General features: G+C 64.6%; 16 protein-coding genes. 13 read left to right on the top strand and 3 right to left on the bottom strand.

The genetic code is table 11. From position 1 onward, the window contains the following. The first annotated feature begins 37 nt into the window (after nucleotides 1-37). From NKH37_RS05535 to NKH37_RS05475, 13 genes are all read left to right on the top strand, one after another. A complete protein-coding gene (locus NKH37_RS05535) occupies nucleotides 38-1,093 on the top strand; it encodes a LacI family DNA-binding transcriptional regulator (RefSeq protein ID WP_353040841.1) in 1,056 nt (351 codons plus the stop codon). Continuing rightward, a complete protein-coding gene (locus NKH37_RS05530) occupies nucleotides 1,090-2,106 on the top strand; it encodes a Gfo/Idh/MocA family protein (RefSeq protein ID WP_023719062.1) in 1,017 nt (338 codons plus the stop codon). The genes NKH37_RS05535 and NKH37_RS05530 overlap by 4 nt, the downstream gene beginning before the upstream one ends. Further along, nucleotides 2,103-3,704: an acyl CoA:acetate/3-ketoacid CoA transferase gene (locus NKH37_RS05525; RefSeq protein ID WP_023719061.1), complete on the top strand. Its 1,602-nt coding sequence runs from the start codon at nucleotides 2,103-2,105 to the stop codon at nucleotides 3,702-3,704. Before NKH37_RS05530 ends, NKH37_RS05525 begins: the two co-directional genes overlap by 4 nt. Next, nucleotides 3,697-4,473 (top strand): enoyl-CoA hydratase/isomerase family protein, encoded by a 777-nt coding sequence (locus NKH37_RS05520; protein WP_023719060.1) that lies wholly within the window; start codon nucleotides 3,697-3,699, stop codon nucleotides 4,471-4,473. Before NKH37_RS05525 ends, NKH37_RS05520 begins: the two co-directional genes overlap by 8 nt. Before the next feature lie 15 nt (nucleotides 4,474-4,488). Next, the gene (locus NKH37_RS05515) at nucleotides 4,489-6,000 is read left to right on the top strand and encodes an aldehyde dehydrogenase family protein (protein ID WP_353004716.1); all 1,512 of its coding nucleotides are present in this window, start codon (nucleotides 4,489-4,491) and stop codon (nucleotides 5,998-6,000) included. Nucleotides 6,001-6,060: 60 nt separating this feature from the next. Further along, nucleotides 6,061-7,314: an ABC transporter substrate-binding protein gene (locus NKH37_RS05510; protein WP_031194023.1), complete on the top strand. Its 1,254-nt coding sequence runs from the start codon at nucleotides 6,061-6,063 to the stop codon at nucleotides 7,312-7,314. Between the two features lie 144 nt (nucleotides 7,315-7,458). Beyond that, complete coding sequence (locus tag NKH37_RS05505; RefSeq protein ID WP_023719058.1) at nucleotides 7,459-8,418, top strand: carbohydrate ABC transporter permease; 960 nt, start codon at nucleotides 7,459-7,461, stop codon at nucleotides 8,416-8,418. Next, on the top strand, nucleotides 8,415-9,359 hold the full coding sequence (locus tag NKH37_RS05500) for a carbohydrate ABC transporter permease (RefSeq protein WP_023719057.1): 945 nt from the start codon (nucleotides 8,415-8,417) through the stop codon (nucleotides 9,357-9,359). The genes NKH37_RS05505 and NKH37_RS05500 overlap by 4 nt, the downstream gene beginning before the upstream one ends. Before the next feature lie 4 nt (nucleotides 9,360-9,363). Next, on the top strand, nucleotides 9,364-10,479 hold the full coding sequence (locus NKH37_RS05495; RefSeq protein ID WP_353004714.1) for an ABC transporter ATP-binding protein: 1,116 nt from the start codon (nucleotides 9,364-9,366) through the stop codon (nucleotides 10,477-10,479). A 5-nt stretch (nucleotides 10,480-10,484) separates the two neighbouring features. Beyond that, nucleotides 10,485-11,999 (top strand): GMC oxidoreductase, encoded by a 1,515-nt coding sequence (locus tag NKH37_RS05490; protein ID WP_353004712.1) that lies wholly within the window; start codon nucleotides 10,485-10,487, stop codon nucleotides 11,997-11,999. Next, on the top strand, nucleotides 11,996-12,757 hold the full coding sequence (locus NKH37_RS05485; protein WP_353004710.1) for a 3-ketoacyl-ACP reductase: 762 nt from the start codon (nucleotides 11,996-11,998) through the stop codon (nucleotides 12,755-12,757). The genes NKH37_RS05490 and NKH37_RS05485 overlap by 4 nt, the downstream gene beginning before the upstream one ends. A 29-nt stretch (nucleotides 12,758-12,786) precedes the next feature. Next, nucleotides 12,787-14,415, top strand: a complete 1,629-nt coding sequence (locus NKH37_RS05480) for a GMC family oxidoreductase (protein ID WP_352481919.1) — start codon at nucleotides 12,787-12,789, stop codon at nucleotides 14,413-14,415. Between the two features lie 10 nt (nucleotides 14,416-14,425). Next, a complete protein-coding gene (locus NKH37_RS05475; RefSeq protein ID WP_353004708.1) occupies nucleotides 14,426-14,737 on the top strand; it encodes a Dabb family protein in 312 nt (103 codons plus the stop codon). Here NKH37_RS05475 and NKH37_RS05470 read toward each other — a convergent pair whose 3' ends face one another. From NKH37_RS05470 to NKH37_RS05460, 3 genes are all read right to left on the bottom strand, one after another. Continuing rightward, nucleotides 14,738-15,583: an EamA family transporter gene (locus NKH37_RS05470; RefSeq protein WP_352918344.1), complete on the bottom strand. Its 846-nt coding sequence runs from the start codon at nucleotides 15,581-15,583 to the stop codon at nucleotides 14,738-14,740. 7 nt (nucleotides 15,584-15,590) lie between these two features. Then, nucleotides 15,591-16,505 (bottom strand): endonuclease/exonuclease/phosphatase family protein, encoded by a 915-nt coding sequence (locus NKH37_RS05465; protein WP_352918346.1) that lies wholly within the window; start codon nucleotides 16,503-16,505, stop codon nucleotides 15,591-15,593. Nucleotides 16,506-16,594: 89 nt separating this feature from the next. Beyond that, the gene (locus NKH37_RS05460) at nucleotides 16,595-18,145 is read right to left on the bottom strand and encodes a cation:proton antiporter (RefSeq protein ID WP_352845555.1); all 1,551 of its coding nucleotides are present in this window, start codon (nucleotides 18,143-18,145) and stop codon (nucleotides 16,595-16,597) included. Between the last annotated feature and the right edge of the window lie 62 nt (nucleotides 18,146-18,207).

Raw genomic sequence — 18,207 nt, 5'->3', positions numbered from 1 at the left:
TAAATCGCATAAGAAACCATCGGGAGGATAGATCTGGATGGCCAGCCGGGCCAAGGCAACGATACTCGACATAGCCCGTGAGGCGGGCGTGTCCAAATCGACGGTTTCGCTGGTGCTGCAAGGCAGCGGGCTGATCCGGCCTGAAACTGCGCTCAAGGTGCGCAAGGCGATCGAGGATGTCGGCTATGTCTACAACCGCGGCGCCGCCAATCTGCGCAAGGCCCATTCCAACGTCATCGGCATGGTCATCAACGATCTTACCAATCCGTTTTTCGCCGAGATGGCGGTCGGCATGGAGCGCGTCTTCCAGTCGGCCGGCATCGTGCCTTTCATCGCCAACACGGCGGAGAGCCCGGTGCGCCAGGAAGAGGTGCTGAAATCGCTGATGGAGCAAGGGGTCGCCGGGCTCGTCGTGTCGCCGGCGCGCGGCACCGCGCCTGGCGCCTTCCGCCGGCTTGAGACCGCGGGCGTTCCGGTCGTCTTCGTCATGCGCCGGCTTCCTGAAAGCCGCATTCCGGTGATCGCGCCCGACAACCATCGCGGCGCCTATCTTGCCACCGCCCATCTGATCGGCAAGGGGCATCGCCGGCTGGCCTTCTTCGGCGGCTCGCCCGATCTTGCCGTCTATCACGAGCGGCTGGGCGGCTTTCGCGAGGCCTGTGAAGCGCTCGGCATCGCACCGGCCGACAGGCTGGTCTTCGAGGGCGAAACCAGCCGCAAGGGCGGCATTGCCTGCCTGGAAACCGCGCTCGCCATGGCCGCGCCGCCGACCGCGGCGCTTTGCTTCAACGATGCGGTCGCCTTCGGCGTCTTGCTGGCCCTGCGCAAGCGCGGCCTGGAACCCGGCGCGGATTTTGCCGTCGTCGGTTTCGACGACGTGGCCGAGGCCGAACACTACATGCCGGCGCTGACCAGCGTCTCGGTGAACACCGCCGGTCTCGGCGAGCGCGCCGCCCATGTCGTGCTGAAGATGATCCAATCGCGCACCACGCGCGCCGAGGATCATATCGGCGCCGTCAACCTCGTGGTCAGGGAAAGCTGCGGCCCCGATCGCAAGGGACATAGCTGCGCAGGAATGGGAGACGCGGCATGACCGTCAGTTGGGGGCTGATCGGCGCCAGCACGATCGCAAGACAGTTCATGATCGGCGCCATCCGCGCGCAGCCGGACGGCGAGATCGCCGCAGTGATGAGCTCCAGCCCGGGGCGCGCCGCCACCTATGCCAGCGAAAACCGCATTCCGGCGGCGGTCTCGGCGCTTGATGAATTGCTCAGCTCCGACATCGACGCCGTCTACATCTCGACCACCAACGAATTGCATCTCGAACAGACACTCGCCGCCATCGAGGCGGGAAAGCATGTGCTTTGCGAAAAACCACTGGCGCTGACCAGCGCCGACGCCCGCAAGATGGTCGCGGCGGCCAGGGCCGCCGGCGTCGTGCTCGGCACCAATCACCATCTGCGCAATGCGGGCTCGCATCGGGCGATGCGCGAAGCGATCGCTGCCGGCCGCATCGGCAGACCGATCGCCGCGCGCGTCTTCCACTCCGTCTATCTGCCGGAAAACCTGCAGGGCTGGCGCATCACCAGGCCGGACGCCGGCGGCGGCGTGGTGCTCGACATCACCGTCCACGATGCCGACACCCTGCGCTTCGTGCTCGGCGACGATCCCCTCGAGATCTCGGCGTTCACGCAATCGGCCGGCATGGCCGCCGGCGGGCTGGAAGACGGCGCCATGTGCCTCTGGCGCTTCGCATCGGGCGTCATCGCCCAGTCGCATGAGGGCTTCACCACCAAATTCGCCGGCACCGGCTTCGAGGTGCATGGCACCGAAGGCTCGCTGATCGCCAGGGATGTGATGACGCAGAAGCCAATCGGCTCGGTGTTGCTGCGCACGGCACAGGGCGAGGAGGAATTGAGCTTCGACCGCGAAGACCTCTATGCCCGTTCGCTGCGCCAATTCCACGCGGCGATCCGTGGCGAGAGCCAGCCTTCCGCCACCGGTGAGGACGGCGTCTGGTCGCTGACATCAGCCGAAGCGGCATTGCAGTCGGCCAGGTCCGGCAAGGCCGTTGCCATCGACCCGAAGCTCGGGAGTGCTGGATGAGCAAGCTCGTTTCCGCGGCTGAGGCTGCCGGCCTGATCAGGGATGGCGTGGTCGTTTCCGTTTCGTCGTCGAGCGGCCTCGGCTGCCCGGATGCGGTGCTTGCCGCGATCGGCGAGCGCTTCGACGCCGAAGGCCATCCCAAGGACATCACGACGCTGCACCCGATCGCCGCCGGCGATATGTACGGCATCAAGGGCATCGATCACTTAGCCAAGCCCGGCCTGTTGAAGCGCACTTTGTGCGGTTCCTATCCATCCGGGCCGTCATCTTGCGAACCGCCGCAGATCTGGAAGATGATCGGCGACAATTCGGTCGCTGCTTACAACGTGCCGTCCGGCATCCTGTTCGACATGCATCGCGAAGCCGCCGCCAAGCGTCCCGGCGTGCTGACCAAGGTCGGGCTCGACACCTTCGCCGACCCGCGCCACCAGGGCTGCGCCATGAATGCTGCCGCCAGCGAGCCGATCGTTTCGGTGCAGCAGTTCGATGGCGAGGAGTGGCTCTATTTCCGCTCGATCGTGCCGCAGGTGGCGCTCATCCGCGCCACCACCGCCGATGAGCGCGGCAACCTCACCTATGAGCATGAAGGTGCCTATCTCGGCGGCCTTGAACAGGCGCTGGCCGCCCGCAACAATGGCGGCATCGTCATCGCGCAGGTCAAGCGCGTCGTCGAGAACGGCACGCTGAAGCCACACAATGTGCGAGTGCCCGGCGTGCTGGTCGATCATATCGTCGTGGCGCCCGACCAGTTGCAGACGACGCTGACGCCCTACGATCCGGCCATCTCCGGCGAGATTTTCCGGCCGCTGTCGAGCTTCCGCAACGCCGAGATGAACGTCCAGAAGGTCATTGCCCGGCGCGTCGCAATGGAGCTTGCCGACGGCATGGCGGTCAATATCGGCTTCGGCATCTCGGCCAATGTGCCGCGTATCCTGATCGAGGAAGGCCAGCACGGCAAGGTCACCTGGGTCATCGAACAGGGTGCGGTCGGCGGCGTGCCGCTGCTCGACTTCAAGTTCGGCTGCTCGTCGAATGCCGACGCCTTCATGCCCTCTCCGCACCAGTTCATCTATTTCCAGGCCGGCGGCTTCGACGCCTCGCTGCTGTCCTTCCTGCAGATCGACCGCCACGGCTCTGTCAACGTCTCGAAGCTTTCGGCGCGGCCCCACGTCACCGCCGGCGCCGGCGGCTTCGTCGACATCACCGCGCGAGCGAAGAAGATCGTCTTTTCCGGTTTCTTCAACGCCGGCGCCAAGCTGTCGCTTGCCGGTGGCAGCATCCGCATCGACCAGGAGGGCAAGGTCAAAAAAGTCGTCGACGAGGTCGAGCATATCTCCTTCTCGGGCAAGCGTGCCGTCGCGCAGGGACAGGATATCACCTATGTCACCGAGCGTTGCGTGATGAAGCTGACGCCGGCGGGGCTGATGGTGACCGAGTTGGCGCCGGGCATCGACCTCGAGCGCGATGTGCTGGCGCAGGCCGAGATCCCGCTCGCCGTCGCCAACGACCTGAAAATCACACCGGATGCGCTCTACCGGGACCGGCCGATCGGCCTGTCGCTCAATGGCGGCGCGTCGCTTGGGGGCGCACATGGCTGAGCGTCTGGTAACCTTTGAAACCGACGGCGCCATAGGCATTGCCACGCTGCGCCGGCCGGAGAAATTCAACGCGCTCGATATTCCGATGCTGCGGGCGCTGGAAGCAGCGCTCGACGAAGCCGAGGCGGCGCAGACCGTCCGCATCGTGCTGATCTGCGGCGAAGGCAAGGGCTTTTGCGCCGGCGGCGATGTCGAGGCTTGGGCAGAAATGAGCGCCGCCGATTTCCAGGTGCAATGGGTGCGCTACGGCCACCGCGTCTTTGATCGGCTGGCGCGGCTGCGGCAGCCGACGATCGCCGTGCTTGCCGGCCATGCGCTGGGCGGCGGGCTGGAACTGGCGGCGGCTGCAGACTTCCGCGTGGCGGAAACACAGGTGAAGCTGGGGTTCCCCGAAACCTCGATCGGCGTCGTTCCCGGCTGGTCCGGCACCCAGCGCGCCGTGCGCCGCTTCGGTGCGCAGGCAGTGCGGCGGATGGCGCTCGGCGGCGAAGTGTTTCTGGCTACCGAGGCTCTTGTTCTGGGGATTGTCGACCGGGTGGTCGAGACCGGTAAGGCGTTCGCCGAAGCCAAGGCCTGGGCCGGCAAGATCGCCGAGCGCGGGCCGCTGGCGGCCGAGGCTGCCAAGCTGATGATTGCCATTGCCGAAGGCGAGGAGAGTGCCGCCGCGACCGAAGCGCTCGCCAGCGGCTTCATTGCGCTGACAAGCGATCTCAGGGCTGGCGTCGAGGCTTTCAAAGCCAAGCAGAAGCCGGCGTTCTCAAGATCTTAGGAACCTGAAACTCACATGAACGCGCCTCTTAACATCACTATGCCCACCGAGGCAGCCGCAGCGCCGAAAAGCTACCGGCTGCTGATCGACGGCAAGTTCGTCGATGCCCAGGACGGCCGCACGCTGGAGCGCAGCAGCCCCGGCCACGGCTTCACCGTTTCGCGCTATGCGCAAGCCGGCGCGGCGGACGTCGAGGCGGCGGTACAGGCCGCGCACAAGGCCTTCGAGACCGGCCCGTGGCCGCGCATGAAAGCCGCCGAGCGCGCCGCGATCCTGCTCAAGACGGCTGGCCTGATCGAGGCGCGACTGGACGAGATTGCCCGGCTCGACGCGCTGGAATCCGGCAAGCCGATTGCCCAGGCGCGCGGCGAGATCGGCGGCGCCATCGACATCTGGCGCTATGCTGCGGCACTCGCCCGCACGCTTCACGGCGAAAGCTACGCCAATCTCGGCGATGCCATGCTCGGTGTCGTGCTGCGCGAACCGATCGGCGTCGTCTCGATCATCACGCCGTGGAATTTCCCGTTCCTTATCGTCAGCCAGAAACTGCCCTTCGCGCTCGCCGCCGGCTGCACGGCGGTGGTCAAGCCGAGCGAGATGACCTCGGCCTCGACCTTCGTGCTCGGCGAGATCCTGATGCAGGCCGGCTTGCCCGATGGCGTCGTCAACATCCTTGCCGGGCTGGGCGCCGATGTCGGCGCACCGATGGTCAGCCATCCGCTGGTCGAAATGGTGTCGTTCACCGGCTCCACCCGCGTCGGCAAGATGACCATGGCGTCTGCCGCCAACTCGCTGAAGAAAGTCTCGATGGAGCTCGGCGGCAAGAACGGCCAGATCGTCTTTCCCGACGCCGACCTCGAGGCCGCCGCCGACGCGGCGGTATTCGGCGGCTTCTTCAATGCCGGCGAATGTTGCAATGCCGGCAGCCGGCTGATCGTCCATGAGGCGATCGCCGACGAGTTCCTCGGCGCCGTCAAAGCCCTCACCGCCAAGGTGGTTGTCGGCGACCCGCTCGACGACCGCACCAAGGTTGGCGCGATGATCTCCGCCGACCATGTGGCCAAGGTCACCGGCTACGTGACGGCAGCGGAAAACGACGGCAGCCGGATTTATACTGGCGGCAAGCAACTTGCTTCCAGCGCCGGCCAGTATCTCGACCCGACCATCATTCGCGACGTCACCGAAGACATGGCCATTGCGCGCGAGGAAGTGTTCGGTCCGGTGCTCTCGGTGCTGACTTTTGAATCGATTGAAAGGGCGTTGCACATCGCCAACAACACGCCCTATGGTCTGTCGGCGGGCGTGTGGAGCGCCAGCATCGATACCTGCATGTCGGTGGCGCGGAATGTGCGTTCGGGAACCGTTTGGGTGAACACGTTCATGGAGGGTTACCCCGAACTGCCTTTCGGCGGCTACAAGCAGTCCGGTTTGGGACGCGAACTCGGCAAGCGCGCCGTCGAGGATTATACCGAGGAAAAGACAATCCAGTTTCATCGCGGCCAGCGCACCGGATGGTGGGTCGGCTGAGTTGGGAAGAACCCGGTGGCCATCCGCCGGTCGTTGTAAGTTCAACAAGGGAGGAAGTACATGTTGCGCAAACTGCTTATCGGGACGGCACTCGCGTCGGGCGTTGCGTTCGCGGCCCATGCCGAGGACGTCAAGGAAGTCCAGATGCTGCATTGGTGGACGTCGGGCGGCGAAGCTGCCGCTCTGAACGTGCTCAAGCAGGATCTGGCCAAGGAAGGCTTTGCCTGGAAGGACGTGCCGGTGGCCGGCGGCGGCGGCGACGCCGCCATGACCGCGCTGAAGGCGATGGTGGCGGCCGGCAACTACCCGACCGCCTCGCAGATGCTTGGCTATACCGTGCTCGACTACGCCGCAGCCGGCGTCATGGGCGACCTGACCGAGACGGCGATAAAGGAAGGCTGGGACAAGTCCGTTCCCGCGGCCCTGCAGAAATTCTCGGTCTATGACGGCAAGTGGGTCGCGGCCCCGGTCAACGTCCACTCGGTCAACTGGCTGTGGATCAACAAGGCGGTGATGGACAAGATCGGCGGCACCGAGCCCAAGACCTTCGACGACTTCATCGCGCTGCTCGACAAAGCCAAGGCGGCGGGCGTCATCCCGCTCGCGCTGGGCGGCCAGAATTGGCAGGAAGCCACCATGTTCGACTCGGTCGTGCTGTCGACCGGCGGGCCCGAGTTCTACAAGAAGGCCTTCAACGACCTCGACGAGGAGTCGCTGAAGTCCGACACGATGAAGAAGTCGTTCGACAATCTCGCCAAGCTCGTCACCTATGTCGACCCGAACTTCTCAGGCCGGGACTGGAACCTCGCCACCGCCATGGTCATCAAGGGCGATGCGTTGGTGCAGGTGATGGGTGACTGGGCCAAGGGCGAATTCAACGCCGCCAAGAAGGTCCCCGGCACCGACTTCCTGTGCTACCGCTTCCCCGGCACCGATGGCAGCGTCGTCTACAACTCCGACATGTTCGGCATGTTCAACGTTCCGGAGGACCGCAAGGCCGCCCAGATCGCCTTGGCCACCGCCACTCTGTCGAAGAGCTTCCAGTCGGCCTTCAACGTCGTCAAGGGCTCTGTTCCGGCCCGCACCGACGTGCCGGACACCGATTTCGACGCTTGCGGCAAGAAGGGCATGGCCGATTTGAAGGCCGCCAATGAAGGCGGCACGCTGTTCGGTTCGCTGGCGCAAGGCTATGGCGCGCCTCCGGCGGTTGCCAACGCCTACAAGGATGTCGTCTCGAAGTTCGTGCACGGCCAGATCAAGACCTCGGACGAGGCCGTGACCCAACTGGTCAGCGCGATCGAAGACGCCAAGTAAGGCACCGCCGATGTGAATGATCTCCCCGGCGCAAGCCGGGGAGATTTCCCTGCGGCGAGGTTTTGGGGTTGCGCCGACCGGCACGCTTTCGTGCCGCAGAGCCCGCGACAGCCGAATTCCGGACCCGCCATACGGAATGGACAGATGAGTACAGTTGCTGAAACCAGTATCACGCTGACGCCGGAGCACGATGCCCGTCCGGGCGCCTCTGTGCGCTCGCGCCTTCAGGACGCGCTGCCGAAGCTCGTGCTAGCGCCAAGCTTTGCCGCCTCCGTCGTCTTCGTCTACGGCTTCATCCTGTGGACGATCTATCTGTCCTTCACCAACTCCAAGACCTTTCCCTCCTACGCCATCACCGGGCCACGCGCCTATCAGCGGCTATGGCGCTGGACCTTCGAAAGCGATCCGCCGTCCAGCTGGTACACGTCGATCACCAATATGGGGATTTTCGGCTTCCTCTATATTTCCATCTGCCTGGCACTCGGCCTGTTCCTGGCGATCCTGCTTGATCAGAAGATCCGCGGCGAAGGCATGTTGCGGCCGATCTATCTCTACCCCATGGCACTGTCCTTCATCGTCACCGGCGTTGCCTGGAAATGGTTTCTCGACCCCGGCCTCGGCCTCGAGCAGACGTTGCACCAGTGGGGCTGGACGAGCTTCCATTTCGACTGGATCAAGAACAAGGATTTCGTCATCTACACGGTGGTCATCGCCGGCGTCTGGCAGGCTTCGGGCTTTATCATGGCGATGTTCCTGGCCGGCCTGCGCGGGATCGACGGCGAGATCATGAAGGCGGCGCAGATCGACGGCGCCACCACCTTCCAGCTCTACCGCCGCATCGTCATTCCGCTGCTGCGGCCGATCTTCCTTTCGGCGTTGATCGTGCTCGCGCATCTCGCCATCAAGTCCTACGATCTGGTCGTCGCGCTGACCAGCGGCGGGCCGGGCGGCTCGGCCTGGCTGCCGTCGAACTTCATGTATGAGTACACCTTCAAGCGCAACGAAATGGCCGTCGGCTCGGCCAGCGCCGTGATCATGCTGATGACCATCACCGCGATCATCGTTCCCTATCTCTATTCCGAGCTCCGGGAGAAGCCGCGATGAGCGCCGTGGCCACTCCTGCTCGCCAGAACACTGGCGGTATCCGCGCCAGGACGGTCAACCGCATCGTCATCTACGGGCTGCTGGCGCTGTTCGCGCTGTTCTACCTGATGCCGCTATTCGTCATGCTGGTGACCTCGTTCAAGACCATGGACGAAATCCAGAACGGCAACATGCTGGCGCTGCCGCAAGCGCCGACTTTCGCACCCTGGATAAGGGCGTGGAGCGAGGTCTGCTCGGGTCTCACCTGCGTCGGCATGAAGGGTTATTTCTGGAACTCGATCAAGATGGTGGTTCCAGCGGTCGTCATCTCGACCCTGCTCGGCGCGCTCAACGGCTATGTGCTGACGAAGTGGCGCTTTCGCGGGGCGACGCTGGTGTTCGGGCTGATGCTGTTTGCCTGCTTCATCCCGTTCCAATCGGTTCTCTTGCCGATGGCAACGATCCTCGGCAGCTTCGGCCGGTTCGGCGTCAAGCTGCAGAACGCGACCGGCCTCACCTTCGGCTTCGGCAATCCGACGGTGAACCTGGTGTTCGTCCACGTCGTCTACGGCATCGGCTTCACCACCCTGTTCTTCCGCAATTACTACGAAGCGTTTCCGAATGAATTGGTGAAGGCGGCGCAGATCGACGGCGCCAGCTTCTTCCAGATCTTCCGGCGCATCATGCTGCCCAACTCGCTGCCGATCATCGTGGTGACGGTGATCTACCAGTTCACCAATATCTGGAACGACTTCCTCTTTGCCTCCGCCTATGCCGGCTCCGGCGACGTGATGCCGATGACCGTGGCGCTGAACAACGTCGTCAACACCTCGACCGGCGTCGTCGAATACAACGTCAACATGGCGGCGGCGATGATCGCCGCGCTGCCGACGCTCCTCGTCTATGTGCTCGCCGGCCGCTATTTCGTGCGCGGCCTGATGGCCGGCGCCGTCAAAGGATAATCGCATGGCTTTTCTGGAAATTGACGGGTTGAAGAAGCGTTTCGGAGCGGTCGAGATCCTGAAAGGCATCGATCTCGACCTCGAAAAGGGCGGCTTCCTCGTGCTGGTCGGGCCCTCCGGTTGCGGCAAGTCCACGCTGCTCAACACCATTGCCGGCCTGGAGACCATCACCGAAGGCGAAATCCGCGTCGACGGACGCACGATCAACGATCTCCACCCCTCCAAGCGCGACATCGCGATGGTCTTCCAGAGCTACGCGCTCTATCCGAACATGACGGTCGCCGGCAATATCGCCTTCGGCATGGAGATGCGCGGCGTGCCGGCCGACGAGCGCCAGAAGGCCATCGACAAGGTGGCGAAGGTCCTGCAGATCGGCCATTTGCTGAAGCGCAAGCCAAGCCAGCTTTCCGGCGGCCAGCGCCAGCGCGTCGCCATGGGCCGGGCACTGGTGCGCGATCCAAAGCTGTTCCTGTTCGACGAGCCTTTGTCCAACCTCGACGCCAAGCTGCGCGTCGACATGCGCATCGAGATCAAGCGCCTGCACGCCACCACCGGCACCACCATCGTCTACGTCACGCACGACCAGATCGAGGCGATGACGCTGGCCACCAAGATCGCGGTGATGCGCGACGGCGAGGTGCAGCAGTTCGGTACGCCGGCCGAAATCTATAACAATCCGGTCAACCTGTTTGTTGCTGACTTCATGGGCTCGCCGGCGATGAACCTGATCCCGGCGACGATCGGCAGCAACGGCAGCGGCTACTCCGTCGTCATGGAGCGCGAGGCGCGCCAGCCGATCTCGCTGCCGCTGGCCAATGCGCCGGCCGGCCTGTCGGCGTTCCAGGGAAAACCGATCATCTTCGGCGTCCGCCCGGAAGCACTGACCGATCCCGAAGGGGCCGAACGCAACGCCTCGAACATCGCCCGCGCCGACTGTCACATCGAGGTCATCGAGCCGGCCGGCTCGGATACGTTCGCGGTCACCAATCTCGGCGGCAAGGCGGTGGTGGCGCGGCTGCGCGCCGACGCCAACATCCAGCCCGGCACGGTCACGCCGCTCGCCTTCAACCTGACCAAGGCGGTGTTCTTCGATCCGGCGACCGAGAGACGCATCGTCTGACGGCCATGACAAATCCAGATATCGTCATCATCGGCTCCGGCATAGGCGGCGCCACGATCGCTTCCGGCCTTGCCGGCGGTGGCGCCTCGATCCTGATGCTGGAGCGCGGCGAACCGCTGCCGGCGACGCCGCATACACGCGACACCCGCGCCATCTTCGTCGATGGCCACTACCGGCCGAAGGAGATGTGGCTCGAGGCCGGGGGTGCCGCGTTCAACCCTGGCAATTACTACTATGTCGGCGGCAATTCGAAATTCTACGGCGCTGTGCTGATCCGCTACCGCAGGCAAGACTTTTCGGAGATGGAGCACTATGGCGGCATCTCGCCGGCCTGGCCGTTTTCCTATGAGGAATTCGAACCCTGGTATTCCAGGGCCGAGCAGCTTTTTCGCGTGCGTGGTGCGCTCGGCGAAGACCCGACCGAGCCGTTCCACTCGACGCCCTACCCTTTCGGCCCGGTACCCGACGAGCCGCCTATCGCGCGTGCGCGCGCCGAGTTGAAGAGCCTGGGCCTGCATCCGGCATCGCTGCCGCTCGGCGTCGACATCGAAGCCTGGCTGAAAGACGGCAGCACGCCGTGGGATGCGTTTCCCAACACCGGCGCCGGCAAGGTCGACGCGCAAACGGGGCCGCTGGCGTCGGCCCTTGCCGACCAGAACATCAAGCTCGAGACCGGCGCGCATGTCGAACATCTCGAAGCATCGCCGGACGCCAGGACGATCGCCGCCGTCCATTATCGACAGAACGGTACGCTGAAGAGCGTCGCGCCGAAGCTGGTCATCCTGTCGGCCGGCGCGGTCAATTCCGCCGCCATCCTGCTGCGTTCGCCTTCCCCCAACGGCAAAGGCGGCGGCAAAGGCCTGGCCAACCGCTCCGACCAGGTCGGCCGCAACTTCATGAACCACAATTCGAGCGCCATGCTGGCGATCGATCCACGCCGCCGGAACAAATCCGTCTACCAGAAAACGCTGATGCTGAACGACTATTATCTGTCCGACGGCAAGGGCGGCAAGCCGCTCGGCAATGTCCAGCTCCTCGGCAAGATCGACGGCAACATCCTCAAGGCCAATGTCAGGCGCGCGCCCAAATTCGCGCTCGATTTCATGGCCGGCCACGCCGTCGACTGGTATCTGATGTGCGAGGACCTGCCCGATCCCGAGAGCCGCATCATGGTCGACGGCAAGGACATCGTCATGCAATGGCGGCGCTCCAACATGCAGTCGCTCGACGGGCTGACCAAGGTGATGCGCGAGAATTTCCGCGCCTGCGGCTATCCGATCGTCCTGTCGCGGCCGTTCGACAAGCGCACGCCCTCGCACCAATGCGGCACGGTGAAGATGGGCAATGACCCGGCGACCTCGCCGCTCGACCCGTTCTGCCGCTCCTTCGACCACAGCAATTTGTTCGTCGTCGATGCCGGCTTCCTGCCGAATTCGGCCGCCGTCAATCCGGCGCTGTCGATCGCCGCACAGGCGCTGCGCGTCGCCGACCACATCCGCAAGACGGAGCTCGCAACATGAGGCGCCCGGCAGCGATCGTCACCGGCGGTGCGCGCGGCATCGGCCTTGCCTGCGCCGAGGCGCTGGCCAGCGCCGGCTTCGATATTCTGGTCGCCGACCTTGCCAACGAAGCCGCCGACGGGCTCGCCGCCGACATCACCGGGCGCGGCGCGAAGTTCGCCTATGTCAGCGGCGACATCGCCGACCTCGACGGCCATGCAGCGCTGATCGATGCCGCGACAAGCGCCTTCGGCCGCATCGACTGCCTGGTCAACAATGCTGGCATCGGCACCGTCCTGCGCGGCGACCTGCTTGAACTCAAGCCGGAAAATTTCGACCGGGTGCTCAGCATCAATCTGCGCGGCACCGTATTCCTCAGCCAGGCCGTTGCCAAAGCGATGCTCGACCTGCCGAGCGATGGTGCGAGGTCGATCATCACCATCACTTCGGTCAGTGCCGCCATGGCCTCGCCGGAACGCTCCGATTACTGCATTTCCAAGGCCGGGCTTTCGATGTGGGTGAAGAACCTGGCGCTGCGGCTTGCCGCCGAAAACATCGCCGTGTTCGAAGTGCGGCCGGGCATCATCCGCACCGACATGACCGCGGGTGTCACCGCCAAATATGACGGATTGATCGACGGAGGCCTGGTGCCGGCAATGCGCTGGGGCGAGAGCAAGGATATCGGTGCCGCCGTGGCGGCGCTCGCCGGGGGCAAGCTCGGCTTTTCGACCGGCTCGGTCATCAATGTCGACGGCGCGCTGTCCGTGCCGAGGCTATGAACAGGTGACGCCATGATCGACTACATCCCATGACTGACTACATAATTGTCGGCGCCGGCCCGGCCGGCTGCGTACTCGCCAATCGGCTGAGCGAAGATCCGTCGCATCAGGTGCTGCTGCTCGAAGCCGGCGGCAAGGACTGGCATCCCTTGATCCACATGCCGGCCGGTTTTGCCAAGATGACCAAGGGCATCGCCGCCTGGGGCTGGTCGACGGTGCCGCAAAAGTACATGAACGATCGCGTCTTCCGGTACACGCAGGCCAAGGTGATCGGCGGCGGCTCTTCGATCAACGCCCAGATCTACACGCGCGGCAACGCCCGCGACTACGATGCCTGGGAGAAGGAAGAAGGCCTTGCCGGTTGGGGCTATCGCGACGTGCTGCCCTATTTCAAGCGCGCCGAGAACAACCAGCGCTATGCCAACGATTTTCACGGCGACCAGGGCCCGCTCGGCGTATCGAACCCGATCGCGCCGCTGCCGATCTGCGAGGCCTATTTCCGTGCCGGACAAGAGATGGGCATTCCCTTTAATCCCGACTTCAACGGCGCCAGCCAGGAGGGCGTCGGCTACTACCAATTGACGCAGAAGGACGCAAAACGCTCCTCCGCCTCGGTCGCCTATCTCAGGCCGATCCGCGAGCGCAAGAATCTCACCATCAGGACCGGCGTTCTGGTGACACGCATCGTCGTCGACAAAGGCCGCGCTGTCGGCGTCGAGATCGTCGACAAGCCGGGCGGCCAGCCAACGATCCTGCACGCCGAACGCGAGGTGATCGTCTCGTCCGGCGCCATCGGCTCGCCGAAGCTTCTGATGCAGTCGGGCATCGGCCCGGCCGACCATCTGAAGGCGGTCGGCGTGACGCCGGTGCACGATTTGCCCGGCGTCGGCTCCAATCTGCAGGATCATCTCGACCTGTTCGTCATCGCCGAATGCACCGGCAACCACACCTATGACAACTACGCCAAGCTGCACTGGACGGCGTGGGCCGGCCTGCAGTATCTTCTCCTGAAGAAGGGCCCCGTGGCCTCCAGCCTGTTCGAGACCGGCGGCTTCTGGTACGCCGATCCGACCGCCGCCTCTCCCGATATCCAGCTGCATCTCGGCCTCGGCTCCGGCATCGAGGCCGGCGTCGAGAAGCTGAACAATCCGGGCGTGACACTGAACTCGGCCTTCCTGCGCCCGCGCTCGCGCGGCACGGTGCGGCTGAACAGTGCCGACCCGGCCGACCGCCCGCTGATCGATCCGAACTATTGGTCCGATCCCTATGACCGCGACATGTCGATCAAGGGGCTGAGGCTGGCGCGCGAGATCATGCGGCAGAAGGCGCTGCAGCCCTACGTGCTGCGCGAGGTACTACCGGGACCCGACCTGCAGACCGGCGACGAACTGTTCGACTACGCCTGCCGCAGTTCCAAGACCGACCACCACCCGGTCGGCACCTGCCGCATGGGCCACGATGCGATGAGCGTGGTAACGCCCGATCTCAAGCTGCGCGGCATCGAGGGCCTGCGCGTCTGCGACGCCTCGGTGATGCCGCGCATCCCCTCCTCCAACACCAACGCGCCGACGATCATGGTAGGCGAAAAGGGCGCCGATCTGATCCTTGGCCGGGAGCCGCTGCCGCCGGCGGTGTTTTCCACCAACCGAGCGGCATGAGGGACAAAGAATGATCAGGCACTGTGTTTTCGTCAGATTCCGCAACGATGTCGCCATCGCCGAGCGCGCGGCAATCCATGGCGATCTCGAAGCGTTGCGGCCGGTGATCGACGGCATGGGCAAGGTCGAGTTCAGCGCCAACACCAGCCCAGAACCCTTCGCCCGCGGCTTCACGCACGGCTTCACCATCGACTTTCGCGATGCGGCGGCACGCGATGCCTATCTGGAGCATGAAGCGCACCAGCGAGCCGGCGCGAGACTGGTCGCGGCGCTCGAAGGTGGCACGGACGGGCTGATGGTATTCGACCTGGAGATCGCGTGACTATCCCAGTCTCAGCGCAACGACGCCGGCGACGATGCTAAGCACCGCAGCACCTCGCCATGCCGTCATCTTCTCGCCGAGCGCGAACACCGAGATCATCATGGCGAACAGGATCGATGTTTCGCGCAGCGACGCCACCGAGGCGATCGGCGCCTTGGTCATCGCCCACATCACGATCCAGTAGGCGCCGCCGCTGAGCACGCCGGTATAGATTCCCGCCTTCCAGTCGCGCGCCAGCACCGGCAGCGCCCGTGGGCCGCGAAAGACGACGCACAGCACCAGCGCCCACAGCGCGTCGCAGACGAACAGCCAGGCCGCATAACTCGACGCGGTGGCGGCGAGCCGCGCGCCGCTGCCGTCCGACAGCGTATAGCTGGCGATGAAGATCGATGTGCCCAGCGCGAAGCCGACGGCGCGCAGGTTCAACTTCTCCAGATGCGCGCCGCCGCGAAACGACAGCACCAGCGTGCCCGCCGACAACAAGACGATGCCGACGATAGCGAGCGGCGCCGGCATCTCGGCCACAACCACAATGCCCCCCAAAGCAGCCAATAGCGGCGCGGCGCCGCGCGCCAGCGGATAGGTCTGGGCGAAATCGCCGGCCTTGTAGGCACCGATCAGGAACGTCCTGTAGCCCATGTGGAAGACAACCGAGGCGAGGATGTATGGCCACACTTCCGGCTTCGGCACCTCGACGAAAGGCAACGTCACCAGCGCGGCGGCACCCATGCCGGCCGTCATCAGCGTAATCGACAGGAAACGGTCGAGATGGACCTTGACCAGCGCATTCCAGATCGCATGCATGGCCGCAGCGGCAAGCACCGCGAAAAAGACAAACAGGCTCATCGGCGGCTCATCCGCCGCCGATCCCGGTGGCTACCGGCGTTTCCATGTCGATATCGACCCAGAGCGGAAAATGGTCGGAGGCGATTTGGCCGATATCGGCACTGACCGAACGCACGCGCCCGGCAAACATGCCGCCGACGAAGCAATGGTCGAGCCGGCGCTTTGCCACTCTGCCGTCGATGGTCTTCACATGGGTGTGGAAATCCGCCGTCGGTTCCATGGCGACGGCGGCAGCATCGACAAAACCGTCGAGATAGGCGGCACCGCGATGATAGGGCGCGCTGCCGGCGATGCGGCGGTACTCGGCGCTGCCCGGCTCCATGTTGAAGTCGCCCATCCAGATCGCCGCCAGCGGGTTTTCCGGCTCCTGTTCGCCATTGCTCCAGTTGCGCGCCGGCTCATCGTCGGCGCCGCTCCATGGTCCGCCCTCGGACGGCGCCCGGTCATGCTCGGCGAGCAGGTATTCGATCTGCTCCAGCCGCTCCTCGGCCGCGATATGCGCCAGATGCAGCGAGAAGAACCGCACCGGGCCGGTGGGGGTGCGGATCATGCACTCAAGTGCGGCATTCCGGGTGTTGAGCGGCCGCAGCGTGCGCCTGAGCGGCAGCGTGTGCAGCCGCGACCAGACGATCGGCAGCTTCGACAAAAGCATGGTGCCGAATTGCCGCCGGCGGTTGACGACGCGGCCTTCACGCCGTTGGCTGGCATCCATGTCGAAGGCCGGGCCATAGGCCCAATGATAGTCGGGCAGCAATTGCGAAAGAAGTTCCGGCTGGTCGTCCTCGTTGCTGCGCAACCAGTGCCGCTCCACTTCCTGCAAGGCGATGATGTCGGCGCCGGCAACGACCTTGGCGCAGCGCGCCAGATCGTAGCGGCCATCGCTGCCGAAGCCGTACTGGATGTTGTAGCTGACCAGCTTCATTGCTTATCCGGCTCAGTTTCCTGCTGGCAGTAGCCGTTCGCTGACAGCCTTGCAATGTGCAGCCGGGCGGAGGGAGCTTGGGCCAGATGCTAAGTGGTCAGCGGCTGGAACCGACCGGGCGGGGATGCTGCCAGTTCCGACCAGTCGATTTCTTCCTCGAGGCGGTGGTAGGCTTCGTCGCCGATCGTTCCGTCGATGCGCAAACGCTCCAGCGCATCGCGCTGGCTCTTGATGGCATAAAGACGCAATCTGTCATACTCGGTCGCGGCCTGGGCATCCTCCGGGTTTTCGGCGATGGCGCGCTGCGCCGCATATTGCTCGCGCACCGCCCCTGCCGCACTCGATGTCTTGCCGCTGAGCACGTCCAGCGCCGCCTGCATGATGGCGACGCGCGCCTGCGCGACCTCCCGGTCGACGGTCTGGTCGGGGTCGAAATTGAGCAGAAGCAGCAACGGCTTCAGGCTGACGCCTTGCAGCACCAGCGTGCCGAGCACGACAGTGAAAGCGGCGAGCACGATCGGGTCGCGGCCGGGAAAATCGGCCGGCAAGGCGAAGGCTGCCGCAAGCGTCACCAGGCCGCGCATGCCGCACCAGCCGATGAGCACGCCGCCGCGAAATGTCGGAGCGTCTCTCCGCCTGTCCTCATCGCCCAGACGTGCCAGCCTTCTGAGGATCGCGCCACAGCCCAGCACCCAGACCAGCCGCGAGACGATGACGACAGCCAGCACGGCTGCGGCGAAGATGAATGCTTCGACCTGCCCCTGCTCAGCAAGGCGGCCGACGATCAACCGTGCCTGAAGTCCCATCAGAACGAAGGCCAAGACATTGAGCACGAACACCGCCGTCTCCCAGACCGAGTAGGAACTGACACGATTCCTTGCCGGCATGCGGCGCGGCGACGTACGTGCGATCGTCATGGCATAGACGACGATCGTGATGATGGCGGAAAGCCCTATCCTGTCGGCCAGGATCCAGACGCCGAACGTTGAGGCGAATTGCACCACGGTGCCGCTCGCCGGGTCGTCGATGCGGCCGAGTATCGCGAGAGACAACCGGCCGAGCACATAGCCTGCGGCAAGGCTGCCGACCGTCGACAGCAGGATCATTGGTACGGCACTGCTCAACAGGATGGAGCCGGCGGCTGCGGAAACCGACATCCTGTAGATCAACAGCGCCGTGGCGTCGTTGAGCAGGCTCTCGCCTTCCAGGATGGCGGTGATGCGGTGCGGCACCTTGAACTGTCCGAGCACGGCCGCGGCTGCGACGGCATCGGGCGGCGCCACGATCGCCCCAAGTGCTATGGCCGCGGCAATGGGCAGGCCTGCCATCGTCCAACCGACAAATGCCACGGTCACGGTGGTAAAGATGACGGCGCCGAGCGCCAGCAGGATGAGCGAAACCTTGTAGCGGTTGAGATCGCGCAGCGACGTGTCATAGGCCGCGTCGAGCAGCACCGGCGCGATGAACAGAGCGAGCGCCAGCTCCGGGTCGATCTCGATGGTCGGTGCAAACGGCAGGAAGGCTATGCCGGCGCCGGCCAGCGCCAGCAACGAAGGATAGGGAATCTGCAGACGCCGTGACAACGCCGTCAGGGCGACCGCGGCCAGGAGAAGAACAAGGGTCAGTTCAAAAAGCGCCATGCCCAGTTATAACCGTGAAAAGCGACCGACGGCAGGGGCCTGGACGGTTCGATCATGACTGA

This window comes from Mesorhizobium sp. M1217, assembly GCF_040318275.1.
Taxonomy (GTDB): Bacteria; Pseudomonadota; Alphaproteobacteria; order Rhizobiales; family Rhizobiaceae; genus Mesorhizobium.
Note: the sequence above shows the minus strand (reverse complement) of the source record. Positions and strands in the feature narration are given on the sequence as shown.

Excerpts from the sequence above, each read along its gene's own strand:
- NKH37_RS05480 (WP_352481919.1), top strand. The coding sequence starts at position 12,787 with ATGACTGACTACATAATTGTCGGCGCCGGCCCGGCCGGCTGCGTACTC.
- NKH37_RS05515 (WP_353004716.1), top strand. The coding sequence starts at position 4,489 with ATGAACGCGCCTCTTAACATCACTATGCCCACCGAGGCAGCCGCAGCG.
- NKH37_RS05500 (WP_023719057.1), top strand. The coding sequence starts at position 8,415 with ATGAGCGCCGTGGCCACTCCTGCTCGCCAGAACACTGGCGGTATCCGC.
- NKH37_RS05505 (WP_023719058.1), top strand. The coding sequence starts at position 7,459 with ATGAGTACAGTTGCTGAAACCAGTATCACGCTGACGCCGGAGCACGAT.
- NKH37_RS05510 (WP_031194023.1), top strand. The coding sequence starts at position 6,061 with ATGTTGCGCAAACTGCTTATCGGGACGGCACTCGCGTCGGGCGTTGCG.
- NKH37_RS05485 (WP_353004710.1), top strand. The coding sequence starts at position 11,996 with ATGAGGCGCCCGGCAGCGATCGTCACCGGCGGTGCGCGCGGCATCGGC.
- NKH37_RS05525 (WP_023719061.1), top strand. The coding sequence starts at position 2,103 with ATGAGCAAGCTCGTTTCCGCGGCTGAGGCTGCCGGCCTGATCAGGGAT.
- NKH37_RS05495 (WP_353004714.1), top strand. The coding sequence starts at position 9,364 with ATGGCTTTTCTGGAAATTGACGGGTTGAAGAAGCGTTTCGGAGCGGTC.
- NKH37_RS05490 (WP_353004712.1), top strand. The coding sequence starts at position 10,485 with ATGACAAATCCAGATATCGTCATCATCGGCTCCGGCATAGGCGGCGCC.
- NKH37_RS05470 (WP_352918344.1), bottom strand. The coding sequence starts at position 15,583 with ATGAGCCTGTTTGTCTTTTTCGCGGTGCTTGCCGCTGCGGCCATGCAT.
- NKH37_RS05535 (WP_353040841.1), top strand. The coding sequence starts at position 38 with ATGGCCAGCCGGGCCAAGGCAACGATACTCGACATAGCCCGTGAGGCG.
- NKH37_RS05530 (WP_023719062.1), top strand. The coding sequence starts at position 1,090 with ATGACCGTCAGTTGGGGGCTGATCGGCGCCAGCACGATCGCAAGACAG.
- NKH37_RS05520 (WP_023719060.1), top strand. The coding sequence starts at position 3,697 with ATGGCTGAGCGTCTGGTAACCTTTGAAACCGACGGCGCCATAGGCATT.
- NKH37_RS05465 (WP_352918346.1), bottom strand. The coding sequence starts at position 16,505 with ATGAAGCTGGTCAGCTACAACATCCAGTACGGCTTCGGCAGCGATGGC.
- NKH37_RS05475 (WP_353004708.1), top strand. The coding sequence starts at position 14,426 with ATGATCAGGCACTGTGTTTTCGTCAGATTCCGCAACGATGTCGCCATC.
- NKH37_RS05460 (WP_352845555.1), bottom strand. The coding sequence starts at position 18,145 with ATGGCGCTTTTTGAACTGACCCTTGTTCTTCTCCTGGCCGCGGTCGCC.